A 16,689-nucleotide genomic window follows, 5' to 3' on the forward strand; every position below is an offset into this window, starting at 1 on the left:
TTTATTCTCCTTTAAAGAATCTTTTTGCTTTATCCTTAAAATTTGACGGTTGCTCAGTTAATGATTCACCATCAATTTCGGCAAATTCTCTTAACAATTCTTTTTGACGTTCATTTATCTTAGTAGGTGTGACAACTTTCACGTTGATAAATAAATCACCATAGCCATAGCCATGAACATTTTTTACACCTTTTTCTTTAAGACGGAATTGTTTTCCTGATTGTGTTCCGCCAGGAATTGTTAACATAACATGACCTTTTAAAGTTGGGACTTTAATTTCATCACCAAGTGTTGCTTGAGCGATACTGATATCTTGTGAAAAGTAAATATCGTCGCCTTCCCTTTCAAATGTTTCAGAAGGTTTAACTCTAAATACAACGTATAAATCACCTTGTGGTCCACCATTTTCTCCAGGCGCACCTTCACCTGCTAATCTTATTTGTTGTTCATTATCTACACCTTCTGGCACTGTCACATTAATTTTAACTGTTTTGTTTTCAGTTCCTTTACCGTGACATGTCGGACAAGGTTCTTCAAATTCTTGACCAGAACCACTACAAACTGGACAAACTTTTTCAGTTCTAACTCTACCTAATATCGTATTCTGTTCTACAGCAACATGTCCTGAACCATTACAGTAATGACACGTTTTTTTCTTAGTTCCCGGTTTTGCACCTTCACCATCACAAGTATGACAAGTTACATCTTTGCGTATTGAAATCTCTTTGCTTGTACCGAATACAGCTTCTTCAAAAGTAACAGTCATTGTATATTGTAGGTCATCACCTTTTCTAGGTGCATTTGGATCTCTTTGACGTCCACCACCGAAGAATGAACTGAATATATCTTCGAAACCGCCGCCGAAACCACTAAAGTCTTGACCACCAAATCCTTGGCCGCCAAATCCACCTTGTGGTCCATCATGACCAAATTGATCATAGTTTGCACGCTTGTTTTCATCACTTAACGTTTCATATGCTTCTGAAATTTCCTTGAACTTTTCATCTGCACCTTCTTCTTTATTGATGTCAGGATGATATTTTTTTGATAATTTACGGTAAGCCTTTTTTATTTCATCTTTAGAAGCGTCTTTACTGACACCCAAGATATCATAATAATCTCTTTTGGCCACTTTTATCTCTCCTTTTACGTTTGATTAAATTACTTATTAAAAAGGAAAAAGTCAAAGCCAATGTTCAATTGACTTTGACTTAATTTGGCTAAGCAATTGTGTCATATTCTGCTTTCAATAGCAATTAATAACTAAACTTATTTTTTGTCGTCTTTGTTATCATCATCATTTACTTCTGTGAAATCAGCATCTTCAACATTGCTATCATCTGAACCACTTGCTTGTTCACCTTGTGCTTGTTGTTGTGCTTGAGCAGCTTGCTCGTAAACTTTAGCAGACAAGTCTTGAACTACTTTTTCTAGTTCTTCTTTTTTAGCTTTAATGTCATCAATATCTTCGCCTTCAAGCGCAGATTTTAAAGCTTCTTTTTTCTCTTCTGCATTATTTTTATCATCTTCACTGATATTTTCACCTAAATCAGTAATTGTTTTTTCAACTTGGAATACTAAACTATCTGCTTCGTTTCTTAAATCACTTTCTTCACGACGCTGTTTATCTGCTTCAGCGTTTTCTTCAGCATCTTTTACCATACGATCGATTTCATCATCAGAAAGTGAAGAACTTGATTGAATAGTAATGTTTTGTTCTTTATTTGTACCTAAATCTTTTGCAGTAACATTAACGATACCATTTTTATCGATATCAAAAGTTACTTCAATTTGTGGTACACCACGTGGAGCTGGTGGAATATCAGTTAATTGGAATCTGCCAAGTGTTTTGTTGTCAGAAGCCATTGGACGTTCACCTTGTAATACGTGAATATCAACTGCTGGTTGATTATCTGATGCCGTTGAATAAACTTGTGATTTAGATGTAGGGATAGTAGTATTTCTTTCAATCAATGTATTCATACGTCCACCCATTATTTCAATACCTAATGAAAGAGGTGTTACGTCTAATAATACTACATCTTTAACATCACCAGTGATAACGCCACCTTGGATAGCAGCACCCATTGCTACTACTTCGTCTGGGTTAACACCTTTGTGAGGATCTTTACCTACTTCTTTTTTCACAGCGTCTTGAACTGCAGGAATTCTTGTTGAACCACCAACTAAAATAACTTCATCGATATCAGAACTACTGATACCAGCATCTTTCATAGCTTGGCGAGTTGGTTCCATCGTTCTTCTGATTAATGAATCAGCTAATTCTTCAAATTTTGAACGTGTTAAACTTAATTCTAAGTGTAGCGGACCATTTTCACCTGCAGAAATAAATGGTAATGAGATTTGTGTTTGAGAAACACCTGATAAGTCTTTTTTAGCTTTTTCAGCAGCGTCTTTTAGACGTTGTAATGCCATTTTGTCTTGTGATAAGTCTACGCCATTTTCTTTTTTAAATTCTGCAACTAAATAATCGATAATAACTTGGTCAAAGTCGTCCCCACCTAGTTTATTATCACCTGCAGTTGAAAGTACTTCGAATACACCGTCACCTAATTCAAGGATAGATACGTCGAATGTACCGCCACCTAGGTCAAATACTAAGACTTTTTGGTCTTGTTCTGTTTTATCTAAACCATAAGCTAATGCTGCTGCTGTTGGTTCGTTAATAATACGTTCAACTTCTAAACCAGCAATTTTACCAGCATCTTTTGTAGCTTGACGTTCACTGTCATTAAAGTATGCAGGAACAGTGATAACTGCTTTTTCTACTTTTTCACCTAAATAATCTTCTGCAGTACTCTTAAGGTTTTGTAATACCATCGCAGATATTTCTTGTGGTGTGTATGATTTACCTTCTACGTCTACTTTGTGCTCAGTACCCATATGACGTTTGATAGATTGAATTGTATTAGGGTTTGTAATTGCTTGACGCTTAGCAACTTCACCTACTTGAGTTTCACCATTTTTAAATGCTACAACAGACGGCGTTGTTCTAGCACCTTCAGGGTTTTGAACAACTTTTGGTTCGTCACCTTCCAAGATTGCTACACATGAATTTGTTGTACCTAAGTCAATACCTATTACTTTACTCATAAATAAATTCCTCCTGTTTGTTTTAAAAATTCGGTATTTTCATCAATAAAATTATTGATTTACTTTAACCATTGAAGGTCTTAAAACACGTTCCTTCAATTTATAACCAGTTTGTAGTTCTTGAGTAACTTGACCTGATTCATAATCAGGATTATCGTCTTGTACCACAGCTTGATGTACATTTGGATCAAACTGTTGACCTTCAGCCTCAATTTTTTCTAAACCGTTATTTTTCAATGCGTTCAACAAGCTTTCATAAACCATTTCCACACCTTTTTGTAATGATTTAAATTGCTCATCTTCGCCTTCAATTTGTAAAGCTCGTTCTATATTATCTATAGTCGGTAAAATGTCATTTAAAACATCTTGAGCTTTATATGCTTTCATCGTTTGATTTTCTTTTTGGATTCTACGCTTATAATTTTCAAATTCAGCATATAATCTTAAATATTTTTCTTCTTCTTCTTGAACATTATTTTTTAATTGTTGAATTTCTTCATCTTTAGGATCGATATCTGCCTCAGTATCCTCAGAATTTTCCTCTTGCAGATTATCTTGTGATTCGTTAGCTATTTCATCAGCATCTTCAACTGAAGTTGTTTGATTCGTTGGTGTTTCTTGATTGATATCTTCAGTTTTTTCGTTTTCATCGAATACTGATTCATTTTTTTCTGTCATTTTCTGCCCTCCAATACAATTCTTAATTACCAAATCGTATTTAGTAATTGTATTACATTCTGATAATTCATTGCTGTTGGTCCGATAACCGCAATTTGACCTTTAAGTCTATCGTCGATGTGATATTCTGTAGTGACAATAGAAATATCGCTCAAGCTTGATTCGATTTCCTGTCCAATCTTAACATTAATTGATGAATTTGACATTTCATCAAGTAGCTGAGTAATTTTGTTTGATTCAATATACTGCAATATGGGTTGAATAGAAGAAACGTTTGATTCGTTTAGTGCATCAATTAGTTTAACCTTTCCACCCATGTAAATGCCATTACTTTGATTATCAAAATGAACATCTATTGTATCTAACATGTCCTTTATAAAGTCTTTTTCAAAATCTGACTTTGCAAAGGCATTTAGTTCATTTTCTAAGCGTTGTTGATTTAACGCATTATATTTTGCAGTCACAAAATTAGCTATATTTGTCAATTCATCACTCGATAAACGTGCTTTGGATACTAAATGTAAGTGTTCAACATGACCAGATGTAAAAACAACGACCATGATTACTAAATATGCATTTGCTCGAATCAAGTGAATGTTATTAATAATATCTTTTTTGTGATTTGGACGCATTACCAACGTTGTATACTGAGAAGCGATTGAAAGTTCATTCGCGAATTCACTCAAAGCTGAGGAAATATCATAATGATTTTCAACCAGTAAATCTTCTAAACGTTGTATTTTTTTGTGTTGTTGATGAGATGTTTGTTGCAATAATTGATTCACATAATATCTGATGCCTGACTCTGATGGAGAACGTCCTGATGAAGTATGCGTTTTTTCTATTAAATGAAGTTCCTCTAGTTGTTTCATTTCGTTTCTAATAGTGGCAGGACTAACATTTAAATTATGTCGTTCAATCAGTGTTTTGGAACCAATTGGTTGACCTAAATCAACATAATCTTCAACAATTGCATTTAAAATGCTCAATTGTCTATCACTAATCATGTTTTCACCTCATTAGCACTCTTTTGTTTCAAGTGCTAATTATAATTTATCAAATTGGTCAAAGTAAGTCAATGTTAAAGCCTCAGTTTTTTTAAAAAATTAAACATTCAGTAAAAACGCTTCAAATACTAGGTTGCCAATTACTTTACCTCTCTCTGTTAAAGAAATGTAGTCACCTGTATCATAAATTAATTCTCTCTGTTTTAAATCTTTGATTGCTTCGTCATAAACGTCGTCAATCGTTTTATTAAACTTTTGATTAAAGCGTTTTCTACTTACACCTTGGTTCATTCTTAAACCTAGAAACATCTCTTCTTCCATTTGTTCACTTTCTGTTGGATATACTGAGTCAAGAATAGGTCTTTCGTTATTTTGTATCTTTTTAATATAGTGATTCACAGGATTTACATTATTGTAACGTTCGCCATTAACGTAACCACTTGCCCCTGCACCAAATCCATAATAACCTTCGTTTTTCCAGTAAACTTTATTGTGTTCTGATTCATGTCCTTTTTTACCAAAGTTTGAAATTTCATATTGATGTAACTCAGTCTCATGCATCCTATTTAATAAATATTCGTACATTTCTTCTCCGACATCTTCGTTTGGGATTTTCAGCTGCCCTTTACGATACATATTATAGAACTGAGTTTTAGGCTCTAAAATCAAGCCATAACTTGAAATATGATCAATATCCATCGATAATGCTTTTTCTAAACTATCTTTGAAATCTTCTAAGCTTTGTTGTGGTAAATGATACATTAAATCTAAACTTATAGAAGGTATCCCGGCCTGCCTTGCATTCGATACGGCTCTGTATATATCTTCTGTCTTATGAGAACGTCCTAATATCTCTAACAATTCAGGTTTAAATGTTTGAACGCCCATCGACAATCTATTCACACCATAATCCCTTAACAATTGCACTTTTTCTAAAGTTAATTCATCCGAATTCGCTTCAAAACTAAATTCTCCTTTAATTTCAAAGATTTCTGTAATTGCAATCAATAATTTCTCAAGTTGCTCATATGATAAAGCAGTAGGTGTCCCACCGCCGACAAAAACTGTTTCTAAGGATCTAACTTCACTTTGCTTCATTTCGTTTATTAAGCAATCTAAATACTGATCCACTGGTTGATTTTGTATAAAATATTTATTGAAATCGCAATAAGTACAAATTTTGACACAGAAAGGAATATGGATATATGCACTTTTAACTTCCATTTTGAGATAACCTTCTTTCGTTAAATAAAATAGATTAACATAACAAAAAACTGGGGCATAAATCGAATGGATTTAAGGCCCCAATATTTAATAAGTAATAATATTAATCTTCGTCCATCTTAAGCACTGCAAGGAAAGCATCCTGTGGTATTTCAACATTACCAACTGATTTCATTTTTGCTTTACCAGCTTTTTGCTTTTCTAATAGTTTTCTCTTGCGGCTAATATCTCCACCATAACACTTAGATAAGACATTTTTACCCATTGATTTTATGTTTGTACGGGCGACTATTTTTTGTCCAACTGCTGCTTGTACAGGTACTTCGAATTGTTGTCTAGGTATAAGTGTTTTTAGCTTTTCAACTAACGCTTTTCCTCTTTCGTATGCGAAATCTTTATGAACTATAAAACTAAGTGCATCTACTTTCTCTCCATTTAGTAATATATCCATTTTGACTAGGTCACTTTCTTTATTATCAATGAATTCATAATCAAAAGAAGCATAGCCTTTTGTGTTTGATTTAAGCTGATCAAAGAAATCAAATACAACTTCAGATAATGGTAACTCATAAATAATATTGACACGAATATCATCTAAATATTCCATATTAATAAATTGTCCACGTTTACGTTGACATAATTCCATAACTGCACCCACATAATCATTTGGTACCATCATTGTCGCTCTTACAAAAGGTTCATAAACTGTATCAATTTGATCTCTTTCAGGCATATATGCTGGATTATCAACAGAGATTTCATCACCATTTTTAAGAATACATTCATAAATCACAGATGGTGCTGTAGCAATTAGTTCTATTCCAAACTCACGTTCAATACGTTCTTGGATAATTTCCATATGCAGCATACCTAAGAAACCTGTTCTATATCCAAAACCTAATGCTTGAGATGACTCAGGTTCAAATTCTAACGAAGCATCATTTAATTGCAACTTTTCTAATGCCTCTCGTAAATCATTGTAATCTTTATTATCAATAGGGAATAAACCACAGAAAACCATCGGATTCATTTTTTTATAACCTTTTAGCGGTTCTGCTGCTGGACGATCTAGGTGTGTAATCGTATCTCCGACACGTGAATCATCTACATTTTTAATACTGGCAATGACATAACCTACATCCCCTACCGTTAGCTCGTTAACTGGTAATTGTTTAGGTGTATTGATACCTACTTCGGTAACTTCAAAAGATTTTCCCGTAGCCATCATTTTAATTTCATCACCCGTTTTCAAAGTTCCTTCAACAATTCGAATTGAAGAAATAACGCCTCTGTACGGATCATATTCTGAATCAAAAATCAATGCTTTTAATGGCGCTTCTGGATCTCCCTGTGGTGGTGGCACCACTTCTACAATTTTTTCTAATATATCTTCAATGCCAATATTTGATTTTGCACTGGCTAATACGACATCATCTTTATCAAGTCCTATTACATCTTCTACTTCTTGTTTTACACGCTCAGGTTCTGCTGCTGGTAAATCAATTTTATTTACAACTGGTAATAACTCTAAATCGTTATCTAATGCCAAATAAACATTGGCTAATGTTTGAGCCTCTATGCCTTGAGCAGCATCTACAACTAATATAGCACCTTCACAGGCAGCTAGTGATCTAGAAACTTCATATGTAAAATCTACGTGTCCAGGTGTATCAATCAAGTGAAACGTATAAGTCTCACCATCTTTTGCATCATATTTTAAACGCACAGCATTTAACTTTATTGTTATACCGCGTTCTCTCTCTAAATCCATTGAATCCAATAACTGTGATTGCATCTCACGTGATTCAACAGATTTAGTATTTTCCAAAATTCTATCTGCTAATGTAGATTTCCCATGGTCAATATGTGCAATAATAGAAAAGTTTCTTATATTTTCACGCTTGCTTAAACGATTTTCTTTATCCATGTATTATCAGTCTCACTTTCATAATTCTAGCCCGTAAATATGTATGACATTCTTTGATATAATAACGTTTTTATTTACTAATTGCAAACTTGATAAATTTAATAGTGATTTTTAAAGTTATGTGTATATTTTATCGTCTATGTAACTATTTTTATGTATATCTTTTGTCATTGTAATTAATATTGTACCATTTATCGCGACTTTACGCGTCTTAATATAAATAAATGATTGCAGAAACCTGGTTGTTTTGATAAAATATTTCTTGTTGTAATCAAATTAATTTTTGATAGCGAAGATCACACTTTTAGGAGGTGACAGACATGCCAAACATTAAATCTGCAATTAAACGTGTTAATACTACTCATGTAACTGAAGAACGTAATATTTCACAAAAAAATGCAATGCGTACAGCTGTGAAAAGAGCTCATACAGCAATCGACACTAATGCTGACGATAAAGCTGAATTAGTAAGCTTTGCATTGAAAAAAGTAGATAAAGCTGCTCAACGCAACTTAATACATTCTAACAAAGCTGCTAGAATTAAATCATCTTTAATGACAGCTGCTAAATAATTTAAAGTTCAAGCTTACGCTTGAACTTTTTTTATTTTAAAAATAACGTATTTCATGCTTCATAAAATCAGCCCAGAAATGTTTTGCAATAAGTAAAAATTCTTCTGGGCCTTTTTTCTCTCTATTTTATGATTTTATAAGATTAGCATTATTAGTGCACACTTTTGTTATAATTCATCGACAACATTATATACATTATGTACGGTTAGCTAAACCTAAAAACCGTCTAATTTATAAGGATAAAATAAACAGTTCAAGTATAAGGTGTTTATTCATATAAGATGACTTTAATTTATAATCTGTTTCTGCACAATTATCAATGATATTTAATAAACTTTCTAATTCATAGTGTCTTGCTTGATTTAAAGCTAACTTCACTCTATAAGGATGGACATTGATTGTTTTGGCAATTTGTTGACCACTATAACCCTTTTGTCCTAATATTTTACTTTGATAGAAAAGTCGATAATTACTCGTAATTAGAGCTAATAATTTTATAGGTTCCTCTTTCATTGCTATTAAGTCTTTAACCAATTGAATAGCTTCTGTTTTTTTATTTTTTTGGATATATTCAGTCAGTAAAAAAACATTTTGTTCCAAACTCCTATTAACAATTTGATGAACATCATTTTTGTTAATTGTCGTTCTATCACCTAAAAATAAAATGAGTTTTTCTATTTCTTGTTTAACAATATTAAAATTAACTCCAGTTAATTCAATAACTAGATCTAGTGCATCTTGTTTAATATCTTTATAATTTTCATGCAGTTGACTTTTTATCCAACGCTTTATGTCTTCTTCTGACATTTGTTCTATTTTTTTAATTTGTGCATGCTTTTTCAAAGATTTAACAACTTTTTTTCTTTCGTCTAGTTTAGAATGATTTACTTCAAATAATATTAAAGTGTCACCATCGTATTTTTCTATAAATTCTATCAGTTGATCAATATTATGATTTAATTCTTTAGGTGGCTTCTCACCAGTAAATACATATGCATTTTGTACTAGAACAGCCTTTTTATTAGAGAAAAATGGCATTGTCAGCGTTTCTTCAATTATTGGAGCTAAATCATTTTCATATAAGTTATATTTAACGAAATTGAATTCATCTTTTGGGTCATCTAAATATTGGTCAATGACTTCAGAAGCTTTTTTTTCAATTAGTTCAGGTACTTCACCATATATCGTTATTATATTACTGCTCATTCTTAGCACCCTTTCATTTCTATTACACATTTTTTAATTATAACACGCGTCATAGCTTCTCACTAATTAAAAATTTTAATTGAATTGTGAGTGTATTTCAATTTGGTTTTTAAATAAAATGTTCACTTCTCCGTTGATATTTGTTTGAAATATTTTAATGTCAAAAGATTTTAGTCTATTAATAATTTGATGATTGGGAAGTCTATATTTATTTTTTTCACCTACTGAAATGAGAGCTATTTTAGGTCTAATTGCTTTCAATAAATTATTACTTGTACTCGTACGACTGCCATGATGCCCAACTTTTAAAATATCAACATTGTATAAATGATATTTATGTATTAAATTCTCTTCATTATTTATTGTTGCATCTCCCATTAATAAAATTTTATAACTTTTGTACTGTATTAATACAATGATTGATTGTTCATTTAAATTATCAGAATTGGAAATTGTAGCATCTAACAGTTTAACTTCCGCTTTATTCATAAAAAAATGTGATTTATTTTTGAAATCTATTAATTTGATATTCTTTTTTGAACAGGTATTTTTTAAATGATTTAGTTCTTTAATTTTAAAGCTATTTGCATTAATTATAATATTTTTAATTTTTAAACTGTTTGTTAAATAATCTAGTTCACCGATATGATCAAGATGTGGATGTGTAACCACAACGTAATCAATCTTTTTTATATTATGTCGTTTTAATGTTGGTAAGATATGATATTTTGAAATACTGTGGCTCGAAAAGTTCTGTGTCGAATTAAAATTACCGCCCGTATCGATTAATAATGATTCGTGTAATTTAGTTTCAAATAACAGTGCGTCACCTTGTCCTACATCCAACATTGTAAGTTGGTAAGCGCGTACTTGAGGTAGAATAGTAGAGACAATATATAAGGCAATTAAACTAATTATCATAAATTTATAGCATTTATGAACGAATAAAACTAAACATAGAAACGAAATGAGACATATTATAGTTATTTGAAGATTATTTAAATTGGGAATATACCATTGATAAAGGTTGAGTTTATCAAAAATTCCGACCACTTTATCATGCAAAACAATTAATTGATTATATAAGTTGATTATAAATAAAGGTTTGATTGGCAAATGTATGATAAAAGTAAGAAAAATAACGAAGGGAAATAATATGAAAGAATAGAATGGAACAAAAAAGAGGTTTGATATGAGACCAATCATTGAATTTGATGAAAATGGATACAACTTAAGATAAATGAGCTTAGTTGTGCAATAAACGTGATATAGCACAAAGATTGAAAAATACCTAAATTCTTTAGCAATGGGCTAACAAAAAGGATTGAAAAAGGATTGAAAAAGTGATTAAAAAAGAAAGTCGAAATCCGACATGATAAATTAACAAGGGATTTAAAAATGTTAAAAATACGAATAAAAACCCTAAAATGTTCATTGAATTCTTTATAATGTATTTTGGAAATATGATTATTAACAAACTCATAAATATTGCTCTAACAGCACTTGGAGACATATTTGTATACATGCAATAAATAGGTAATAATATTATTAATATTAGTTTGGTTAAAAACAATGGACATTTTATCCTGTTTAGGATAAAGCATATGATTGCAATAATAATAGCTATATGTGTTCCACTAATAGCAAGTAGATGCGCAATGCCAATCTTTTTAATTGTATCTAATTCTTCTTTGTTCATAAACGATGTATCGCCTGTAATTAATGCAATTGTTTTTTCAGGGAAAGCTATTTTCCATTGTTTCATTTTTTCATAAATAAACGTTTTATGTTTATTTAAAGTATCAGAAAAAGTGCTTGTGTCTTCGTAACAACTTGAAAGGTGAATATTTTGAAGAATAAAAATAAGATTAGGTCTTGTATCGTTTTTTAATGATCTAAACTGTCCGTGTACCTTACAAGTTTTTTGGAACAAAAAATCAGAAACATTTTCTATTTCTATATTTTTTGATGCATGTATATTATAAACGTAAGTATAAAGCTTTTTATCTATTTTAATTTTACCTTTAAGTATACGATGCTCCAAATTGGGTTTTGTGATTAATTTCGCTTTTCCTTGAAATACTTTATTTATCATTGAAGAATGGTATTCTTTTTCTGATCTCAAGTCATTTTGAAACATCATAAAACTACTTAAAGATATGATAACTATTATTATAAAATGGATTAAATTAAAGCTTTTTCTTTTCATTATAATGACTAGCCCAAGTATTAAAATAAAAGATAAAAATTTATTAAATAGTAGCAAGTTACCAGCCAAATAAGCTAAAGCATAATAAATCAATTTTATTTATTGATTAAATATTGTGCTACGTGTTCTTGATTAAATGGAATTTTTTTATACACAATACCTGATTGTTTTAACAAATCTAAAGCATAATGATGATTATGATAGTCTTCAGCATAATAAATCGTTTTAATACCAGCTTGGATAATTGACTTTGTGCAATTCAAGCATGGAAAATGAGTAACATAAATCGTTGCGCCTTCTGTTGACACCCCTTGTTTTGCACATTGTAGCAACGCGTTCATTTCTGCGTGTATCGTACGAATGCAATGACCATCTTCCAACAGACAATCTTCATCAATACAATGTACTTCTCCAGACACAGAACCATTATACCCTCCAGCTATAATTCTATTATCTTTTACAATCGTTGCTCCCACAGACAATCTTTGACATGTAGAACGCAGCGCTAATAAATGGCTTTGCGCCATAAAGTATTCTTCCCATTTAATACGATCCATGATACTAAACCTCCAATTTATGTAAATTTTTAATGTGATATTTATAGATTAAATCGATTTTCGAAAAAACACAACAAAATTTTAGATTGTTAAATGTGAACTTAATTTTTCTATTGTTTTAGTACCGAATCCATTAATTTCTTTCAATTGATCAATAGATTTAAAATTACCGTTTTGCTCACGATATTCAATGATAGCTTTAGTTTTAACCTTTCCTATTCCAGGCATACTGGTGAGCTCGCTTTCTGTTGCAGTATTTAAATTTACTGTTGCAGCATCAATATCTTTTTTTCTGAAAAATTTGTTGCGGTTTCACTTTTATTCAATTGATTCTGAGCTTGTAAATGAGGTTGCTCCCCTTTTTCAGGAATATATATCATTTTCTGATCTATTAATCGTTCTGATAAATTAATGTTCGTTAAATCTGCATGTTCTGAAACGATAGCTTTATCCAACAACTGTTTGACGCGATCATTATTTTTCATTTTATAAACATTTGGATATTTTACCGCACCTTTGATATCAACATAAACAAATGAATCTTTTGTAGGGTCATTGCTTGGTGTTTCAGTTTTACTTGGTGTTTCAGTTTTATTCGATGAACGTTCATTTTTTTCATTTGGTTTGAGTTGGTTATGCTCTGATAATTCTATTGGTGCCATATCATTACTTTTTTTCATTTGTTCGTTATCACGGTTCATTAAAAATGATAAAGTTAAGGCTACAGTCACTATTATAAATAGCATAACACAGACTTTTATTGTAGAATTAAATTGACTAAATCTTTCTTTAAACAATTCCCATAATGATAACAAAAAATCACTCCTTTATAGTTTACACGCATAAAGGAGTGATTTTACTTTTTTATTTTTTAACAATGAAGAACAAGCGCTCTCCATCTTGATTATCATTCTGGTTTTCAAATTCAAAATCAACAAATGTCGTTATATGTTTAAAACCACATGATTCTAACATTTTAGTGTAAACTTCCTTTGAATAAGTCCTTTGGTAATGTGACTCATCAAATCTTTTATATAAGTTATCACTTTGTTTTATAAAAAATGTCATATCATGCCATACGCTTAATGGTTCTTCGCCACGAATAGCTTCCCAAGCTAAAAATACATTTTCTGTTTCATCAATATAACTTTGATTATTGAATAATGTATTCATCTTGTGTTCAGTATGGACATCAAACATAAATACACCCTCATTCAGCTCTAGATGATGATATACTTGCTGAAAAGTGGATAACACATCTCCATATTCTGTTAAATAATTTAAAGAATCACAAAAAATGGTTATTGCATCATATTGTTGGTTAAGGTCGAATTCTGTCATATCACCTTCTATCCAATTCACTTCACTGGATTTTTGCATTGCTATCGAAAGCATATCAACACTTAAATCCATACCTGTTATATTATCAAAGTCGTTTAATTTTGAGGTGAAACTACCTGTACCACAACCAATATCTAAGATAGTTGATTTGTTTTTAGCATAATAATTTACAATATCAAGCCATGATTCGTATGGCTGATCTAAAGTTAATTGATCATAGTAATAGCTCATTTCTTCGTATTGAGCCATTATTAATAAACTGCCTGTCCATAAGATTCTAATGGTGCATCACGATATAATTTCTCCAAGTTGTAATAATCACGTTCATCTTTATGGAATACGTGTACTACTACGTTGGCCAAGTCAATTAAAATCCATCTTGCTTCATTAAAGCCTTCCATTCGTTTTACTTCGACTTCCGCTTCATTTGCAGCATCTTTAACTGCACGTGCGATGGATTGAACTTGTCTTTCATTATTGCCGTGGCATACGATAAAATAGTCAGTCATATCGCTAATACCTTGAATATTTAAAGAAATAATATCTTCTGCTTTCTTATTCTCAGTTGCATTGACAGCTAAATTTAATAATTGATCTGATTTCATTTAATCATCCTTTACTCTTTTGTCACTATAATTGTAATAATTCAAGCAAGCAATCGTGGCATCATAAACGGTAATATCTTTCGTGATTAAATATAAAACAGTTCGCTTAGATATTTCATAAATGGTTTTATCTAAGCTACCTTGATTGTATGCTAAATCTCTAATTTCTTCAACGCCTGGGGTTTGACGACCAGGTTCAATATAATCTGCGATAAAAACTAATTTTTCTGTTTTAGTCATTTGAGCACGACCAGTTGTATGATTTTTAATGGCAAGTAACACTTCTTCATCGTTTACACCAAATTGTTGCTCCATTATAACAGCACAGACTGGACCGTGTAAGATTTCAGATCCGTAACTCAACAAGTTACTATCCAAATCATTTTGTCTAACAATCTGATACATAGATCCCAAATCATCGTACTTGCTATAATCATGTAAAATACCTGCGAGTTTTGCCTTATCTTTATCCCCATCATACTGTTCAGCTAATTTAACAGCAGTTTCTGCTACTCTTAGTGAATGATTATATCTTTTCTCAGGTAATTTGTCTTTAACTATGGAGACAGCTTCATCAAATTTCATATAATCCTTCCTCTCTGATATATTTCTCTACACTTTGAGGCACCAGCGTTTGAATATTGTTATGTTGTTTTACCCTTTCCCTGATGAGTGTTGAACTTATATCTATGCGTGGAATATTAATTGCTATCATATTATTTGGAACTTCTTGCTTTGCTTTACCACGATTCACAATTACAAAGGTTACCATTGATTTCAAATTTTCAATCGCATACCATTTTTCTAATTGAATATATTGGTCCGTGCCTATAACAAAAAATAGTTTAGCATTTGGATGTTTTTCTAAAATATGTTTAATTGTAAAATAAGTGTAACTTTGTCCCTTGCGTTCGACTTCGTCTAAATAAACAGATCCAAACCCAAGTTCGTTAATTGCACAATGGATCATATCAATTCTATATTTCGCATCTAAGTAATCATCATGCGCTTTGAGTGGTGACATATAACTTGGAATAAAGTAAAACAAATCTGGTTTAATAACATGATTCACTTCGCTGGCAACAACCATGTGAGCTGTATGAATCGGGTTAAACTGCCCACCATATAAGACTATCTTTTTAGACATTATGGTAATTGAATTTGTTTATTATCTTGTGATTCTTTATACAAGACAATCATAGACCCGATTACTTGAACAATTTCACTATGAGTTGCATCGCTTAAAGTTTGCGCTAAATCATTTTTGTCTTCAAAGTTATTTTGTAGTACATGTATTTTTATTAATTCTCTATTTTCTAAAATATCATTTAATTGTTCTATCATATTTTCACCAACACCAGCTTTTCCGATTTGGAAAGTTGGGTCAACATTATGTGCTTTACTTCTCAAAAATCTCTTTTGTTTACCTGTTAACATAAAATGCTCCTTTTATAAATAATTTAAAACTGTGTGTTTCATAACTTGCACGTCCGGTTCTGTATCTGTCCAAATTTTAAAACTTTCTGCACCTTGATAAACAAACATGTCCAAGCCATTATAGATTGGGTTACCTTGGGCTTCAGCTTGTTCTAAGATCGGTGTTTTAAAAGGTACATACACAATGTCACTCACTAACGTATCAGACTCTAAATGCTTCAAACTAATTGGTATTTCTTGGTTTGTGTTCATTCCTGCCGGTGTCGTATTGATGATAATATCGAATTCGGATAATGCTAATTCAGCATCGGATAATCTAATTTTATTTACATTCAAATTCCATTGTTCAAATCTGTCCAGAGATCTGTTTGCAATAGTAAGTTTAGGTTGTACATATTTAGTTAATTCATTCGCAATGCCTTTACTAGCACCGCCTGCACCTAAAATTAAGATATAGGCATGTTTTAAATCAGGATACACGCGTTGCAAGCCTTTAACATAACCTATACCATCTGTATTATAACCAATCCATTTACCATCTTCTATCTTAACCGTATTCACGGCACCTACAGTTTCTGATTGTTCATCAATTTCATCTAAAAAAGGTATAATACGTTCCTTATGTGGAATTGTTACATTAAAACCAGAAAGTGCTTTATCTGAAATAATTTCTCTTATTAGATGAAATTTATCTTCAGGAATATTAATCGCTTCATATGTTGCATTATAATTTAAAGATTCAAAATTAGCATTATGCATCACTGGAGATAAAGAATGATCAATTGGATGGCCTATTACTGCATATTTCATAT

Annotated in this window: 17 protein-coding genes and 2 pseudogenes; 1 reads left to right on the forward strand and 18 read right to left on the reverse strand. The window is 31.4% G+C overall.

The window, feature by feature from the left end; translation table 11 throughout:
* Position 1: 1 nt before the first annotated feature.
* The 6 genes from dnaJ to lepA form a co-directional block, all read right to left on the reverse strand.
* A complete protein-coding gene (gene dnaJ, locus CD032_RS05070; RefSeq protein WP_019469380.1) occupies positions 2-1,132 on the reverse strand; it encodes a molecular chaperone DnaJ in 1,131 nt (376 codons plus the stop codon).
* A 137-nt stretch (positions 1,133-1,269) separates the two neighbouring features.
* The gene (gene dnaK, locus CD032_RS05075; protein WP_103211237.1) at positions 1,270-3,114 is read right to left on the reverse strand and encodes a molecular chaperone DnaK; all 1,845 of its coding nucleotides are present in this window, start codon (positions 3,112-3,114) and stop codon (positions 1,270-1,272) included.
* Positions 3,115-3,165: 51 nt separating this feature from the next.
* On the reverse strand, positions 3,166-3,792 hold the full coding sequence (grpE, locus tag CD032_RS05080) for a nucleotide exchange factor GrpE (protein WP_019469382.1): 627 nt from the start codon (positions 3,790-3,792) through the stop codon (positions 3,166-3,168).
* 26 nt (positions 3,793-3,818) lie between these two features.
* The gene (gene hrcA, locus CD032_RS05085) at positions 3,819-4,799 is read right to left on the reverse strand and encodes a heat-inducible transcriptional repressor HrcA (RefSeq protein ID WP_019469383.1); all 981 of its coding nucleotides are present in this window, start codon (positions 4,797-4,799) and stop codon (positions 3,819-3,821) included.
* Positions 4,800-4,898: 99 nt separating this feature from the next.
* The gene (hemW, locus tag CD032_RS05090) at positions 4,899-6,023 is read right to left on the reverse strand and encodes a radical SAM family heme chaperone HemW (protein ID WP_103211238.1); all 1,125 of its coding nucleotides are present in this window, start codon (positions 6,021-6,023) and stop codon (positions 4,899-4,901) included.
* A 103-nt stretch (positions 6,024-6,126) separates the two neighbouring features.
* On the reverse strand, positions 6,127-7,950 hold the full coding sequence (lepA, locus tag CD032_RS05095) for a translation elongation factor 4 (RefSeq protein WP_019469385.1): 1,824 nt from the start codon (positions 7,948-7,950) through the stop codon (positions 6,127-6,129).
* A 320-nt stretch (positions 7,951-8,270) separates the two neighbouring features.
* Between lepA and rpsT the strand changes: the two genes are divergently transcribed.
* The gene (gene rpsT, locus CD032_RS05100; RefSeq protein WP_019469386.1) at positions 8,271-8,522 is read left to right on the forward strand and encodes a 30S ribosomal protein S20; all 252 of its coding nucleotides are present in this window, start codon (positions 8,271-8,273) and stop codon (positions 8,520-8,522) included.
* A 231-nt stretch (positions 8,523-8,753) separates the two neighbouring features.
* On the opposite strand, the gene holA is transcribed toward rpsT, so the two are convergent.
* From holA to aroE, 12 genes and pseudogenes are all read right to left on the reverse strand, one after another.
* Positions 8,754-9,728 carry a DNA polymerase III subunit delta gene (gene holA / locus CD032_RS05105; RefSeq protein WP_019469387.1) on the reverse strand — a complete coding sequence of 325 codons (975 nt, stop codon included), beginning with the start codon at positions 9,726-9,728 and terminating at the stop codon, positions 8,754-8,756.
* Positions 9,729-9,803: 75 nt separating this feature from the next.
* Positions 9,804-10,649, reverse strand: coding sequence for a ComEC/Rec2 family competence protein (locus CD032_RS13330; protein WP_019469388.1), 846 nt, complete (start codon positions 10,647-10,649; stop codon positions 9,804-9,806).
* A gap of 84 nt (positions 10,650-10,733) precedes the next feature.
* Positions 10,734-10,934 (reverse strand): annotated as a pseudogene (locus CD032_RS13335) (ComEC/Rec2 family competence protein); the annotation flags it as partial.
* A 94-nt stretch (positions 10,935-11,028) separates the two neighbouring features.
* Positions 11,029-11,937 (reverse strand): ComEC/Rec2 family competence protein, encoded by a 909-nt coding sequence (locus CD032_RS13340; protein ID WP_258026228.1) that lies wholly within the window; start codon positions 11,935-11,937, stop codon positions 11,029-11,031.
* A gap of 95 nt (positions 11,938-12,032) precedes the next feature.
* Positions 12,033-12,494, reverse strand: coding sequence for a ComE operon protein 2 (locus tag CD032_RS05115; RefSeq protein WP_019469390.1), 462 nt, complete (start codon positions 12,492-12,494; stop codon positions 12,033-12,035).
* A gap of 81 nt (positions 12,495-12,575) precedes the next feature.
* A pseudogene (locus CD032_RS05125) lies at positions 12,576-13,240 on the reverse strand (helix-hairpin-helix domain-containing protein).
* A gap of 118 nt (positions 13,241-13,358) precedes the next feature.
* Positions 13,359-14,084, reverse strand: a complete 726-nt coding sequence (locus CD032_RS05130) for a class I SAM-dependent DNA methyltransferase (protein ID WP_040030029.1) — start codon at positions 14,082-14,084, stop codon at positions 13,359-13,361.
* A gap of 2 nt (positions 14,085-14,086) precedes the next feature.
* Positions 14,087-14,440: a ribosome silencing factor gene (gene rsfS, locus CD032_RS05135; RefSeq protein ID WP_103211240.1), complete on the reverse strand. Its 354-nt coding sequence runs from the start codon at positions 14,438-14,440 to the stop codon at positions 14,087-14,089.
* Positions 14,441-15,025 carry a bis(5'-nucleosyl)-tetraphosphatase (symmetrical) YqeK gene (yqeK, locus tag CD032_RS05140; RefSeq protein WP_040030028.1) on the reverse strand — a complete coding sequence of 195 codons (585 nt, stop codon included), beginning with the start codon at positions 15,023-15,025 and terminating at the stop codon, positions 14,441-14,443.
* On the reverse strand, positions 15,015-15,587 hold the full coding sequence (nadD, locus tag CD032_RS05145) for a nicotinate (nicotinamide) nucleotide adenylyltransferase (RefSeq protein ID WP_026034801.1): 573 nt from the start codon (positions 15,585-15,587) through the stop codon (positions 15,015-15,017). Before nadD ends, yqeK begins: the two co-directional genes overlap by 11 nt.
* Complete coding sequence (gene yhbY / locus CD032_RS05150; RefSeq protein ID WP_019469395.1) at positions 15,587-15,877, reverse strand: ribosome assembly RNA-binding protein YhbY; 291 nt, start codon at positions 15,875-15,877, stop codon at positions 15,587-15,589. Before yhbY ends, nadD begins: the two co-directional genes overlap by 1 nt.
* A 12-nt stretch (positions 15,878-15,889) precedes the next feature.
* A complete protein-coding gene (gene aroE / locus CD032_RS05155; protein ID WP_019469396.1) occupies positions 15,890-16,687 on the reverse strand; it encodes a shikimate dehydrogenase in 798 nt (265 codons plus the stop codon).
* Positions 16,688-16,689 lie beyond the last annotated feature (2 nt).

This window comes from Staphylococcus cohnii subsp. cohnii (assembly GCF_002902365.1).
Taxonomy (GTDB): domain Bacteria; phylum Bacillota; class Bacilli; order Staphylococcales; family Staphylococcaceae; genus Staphylococcus; species Staphylococcus cohnii.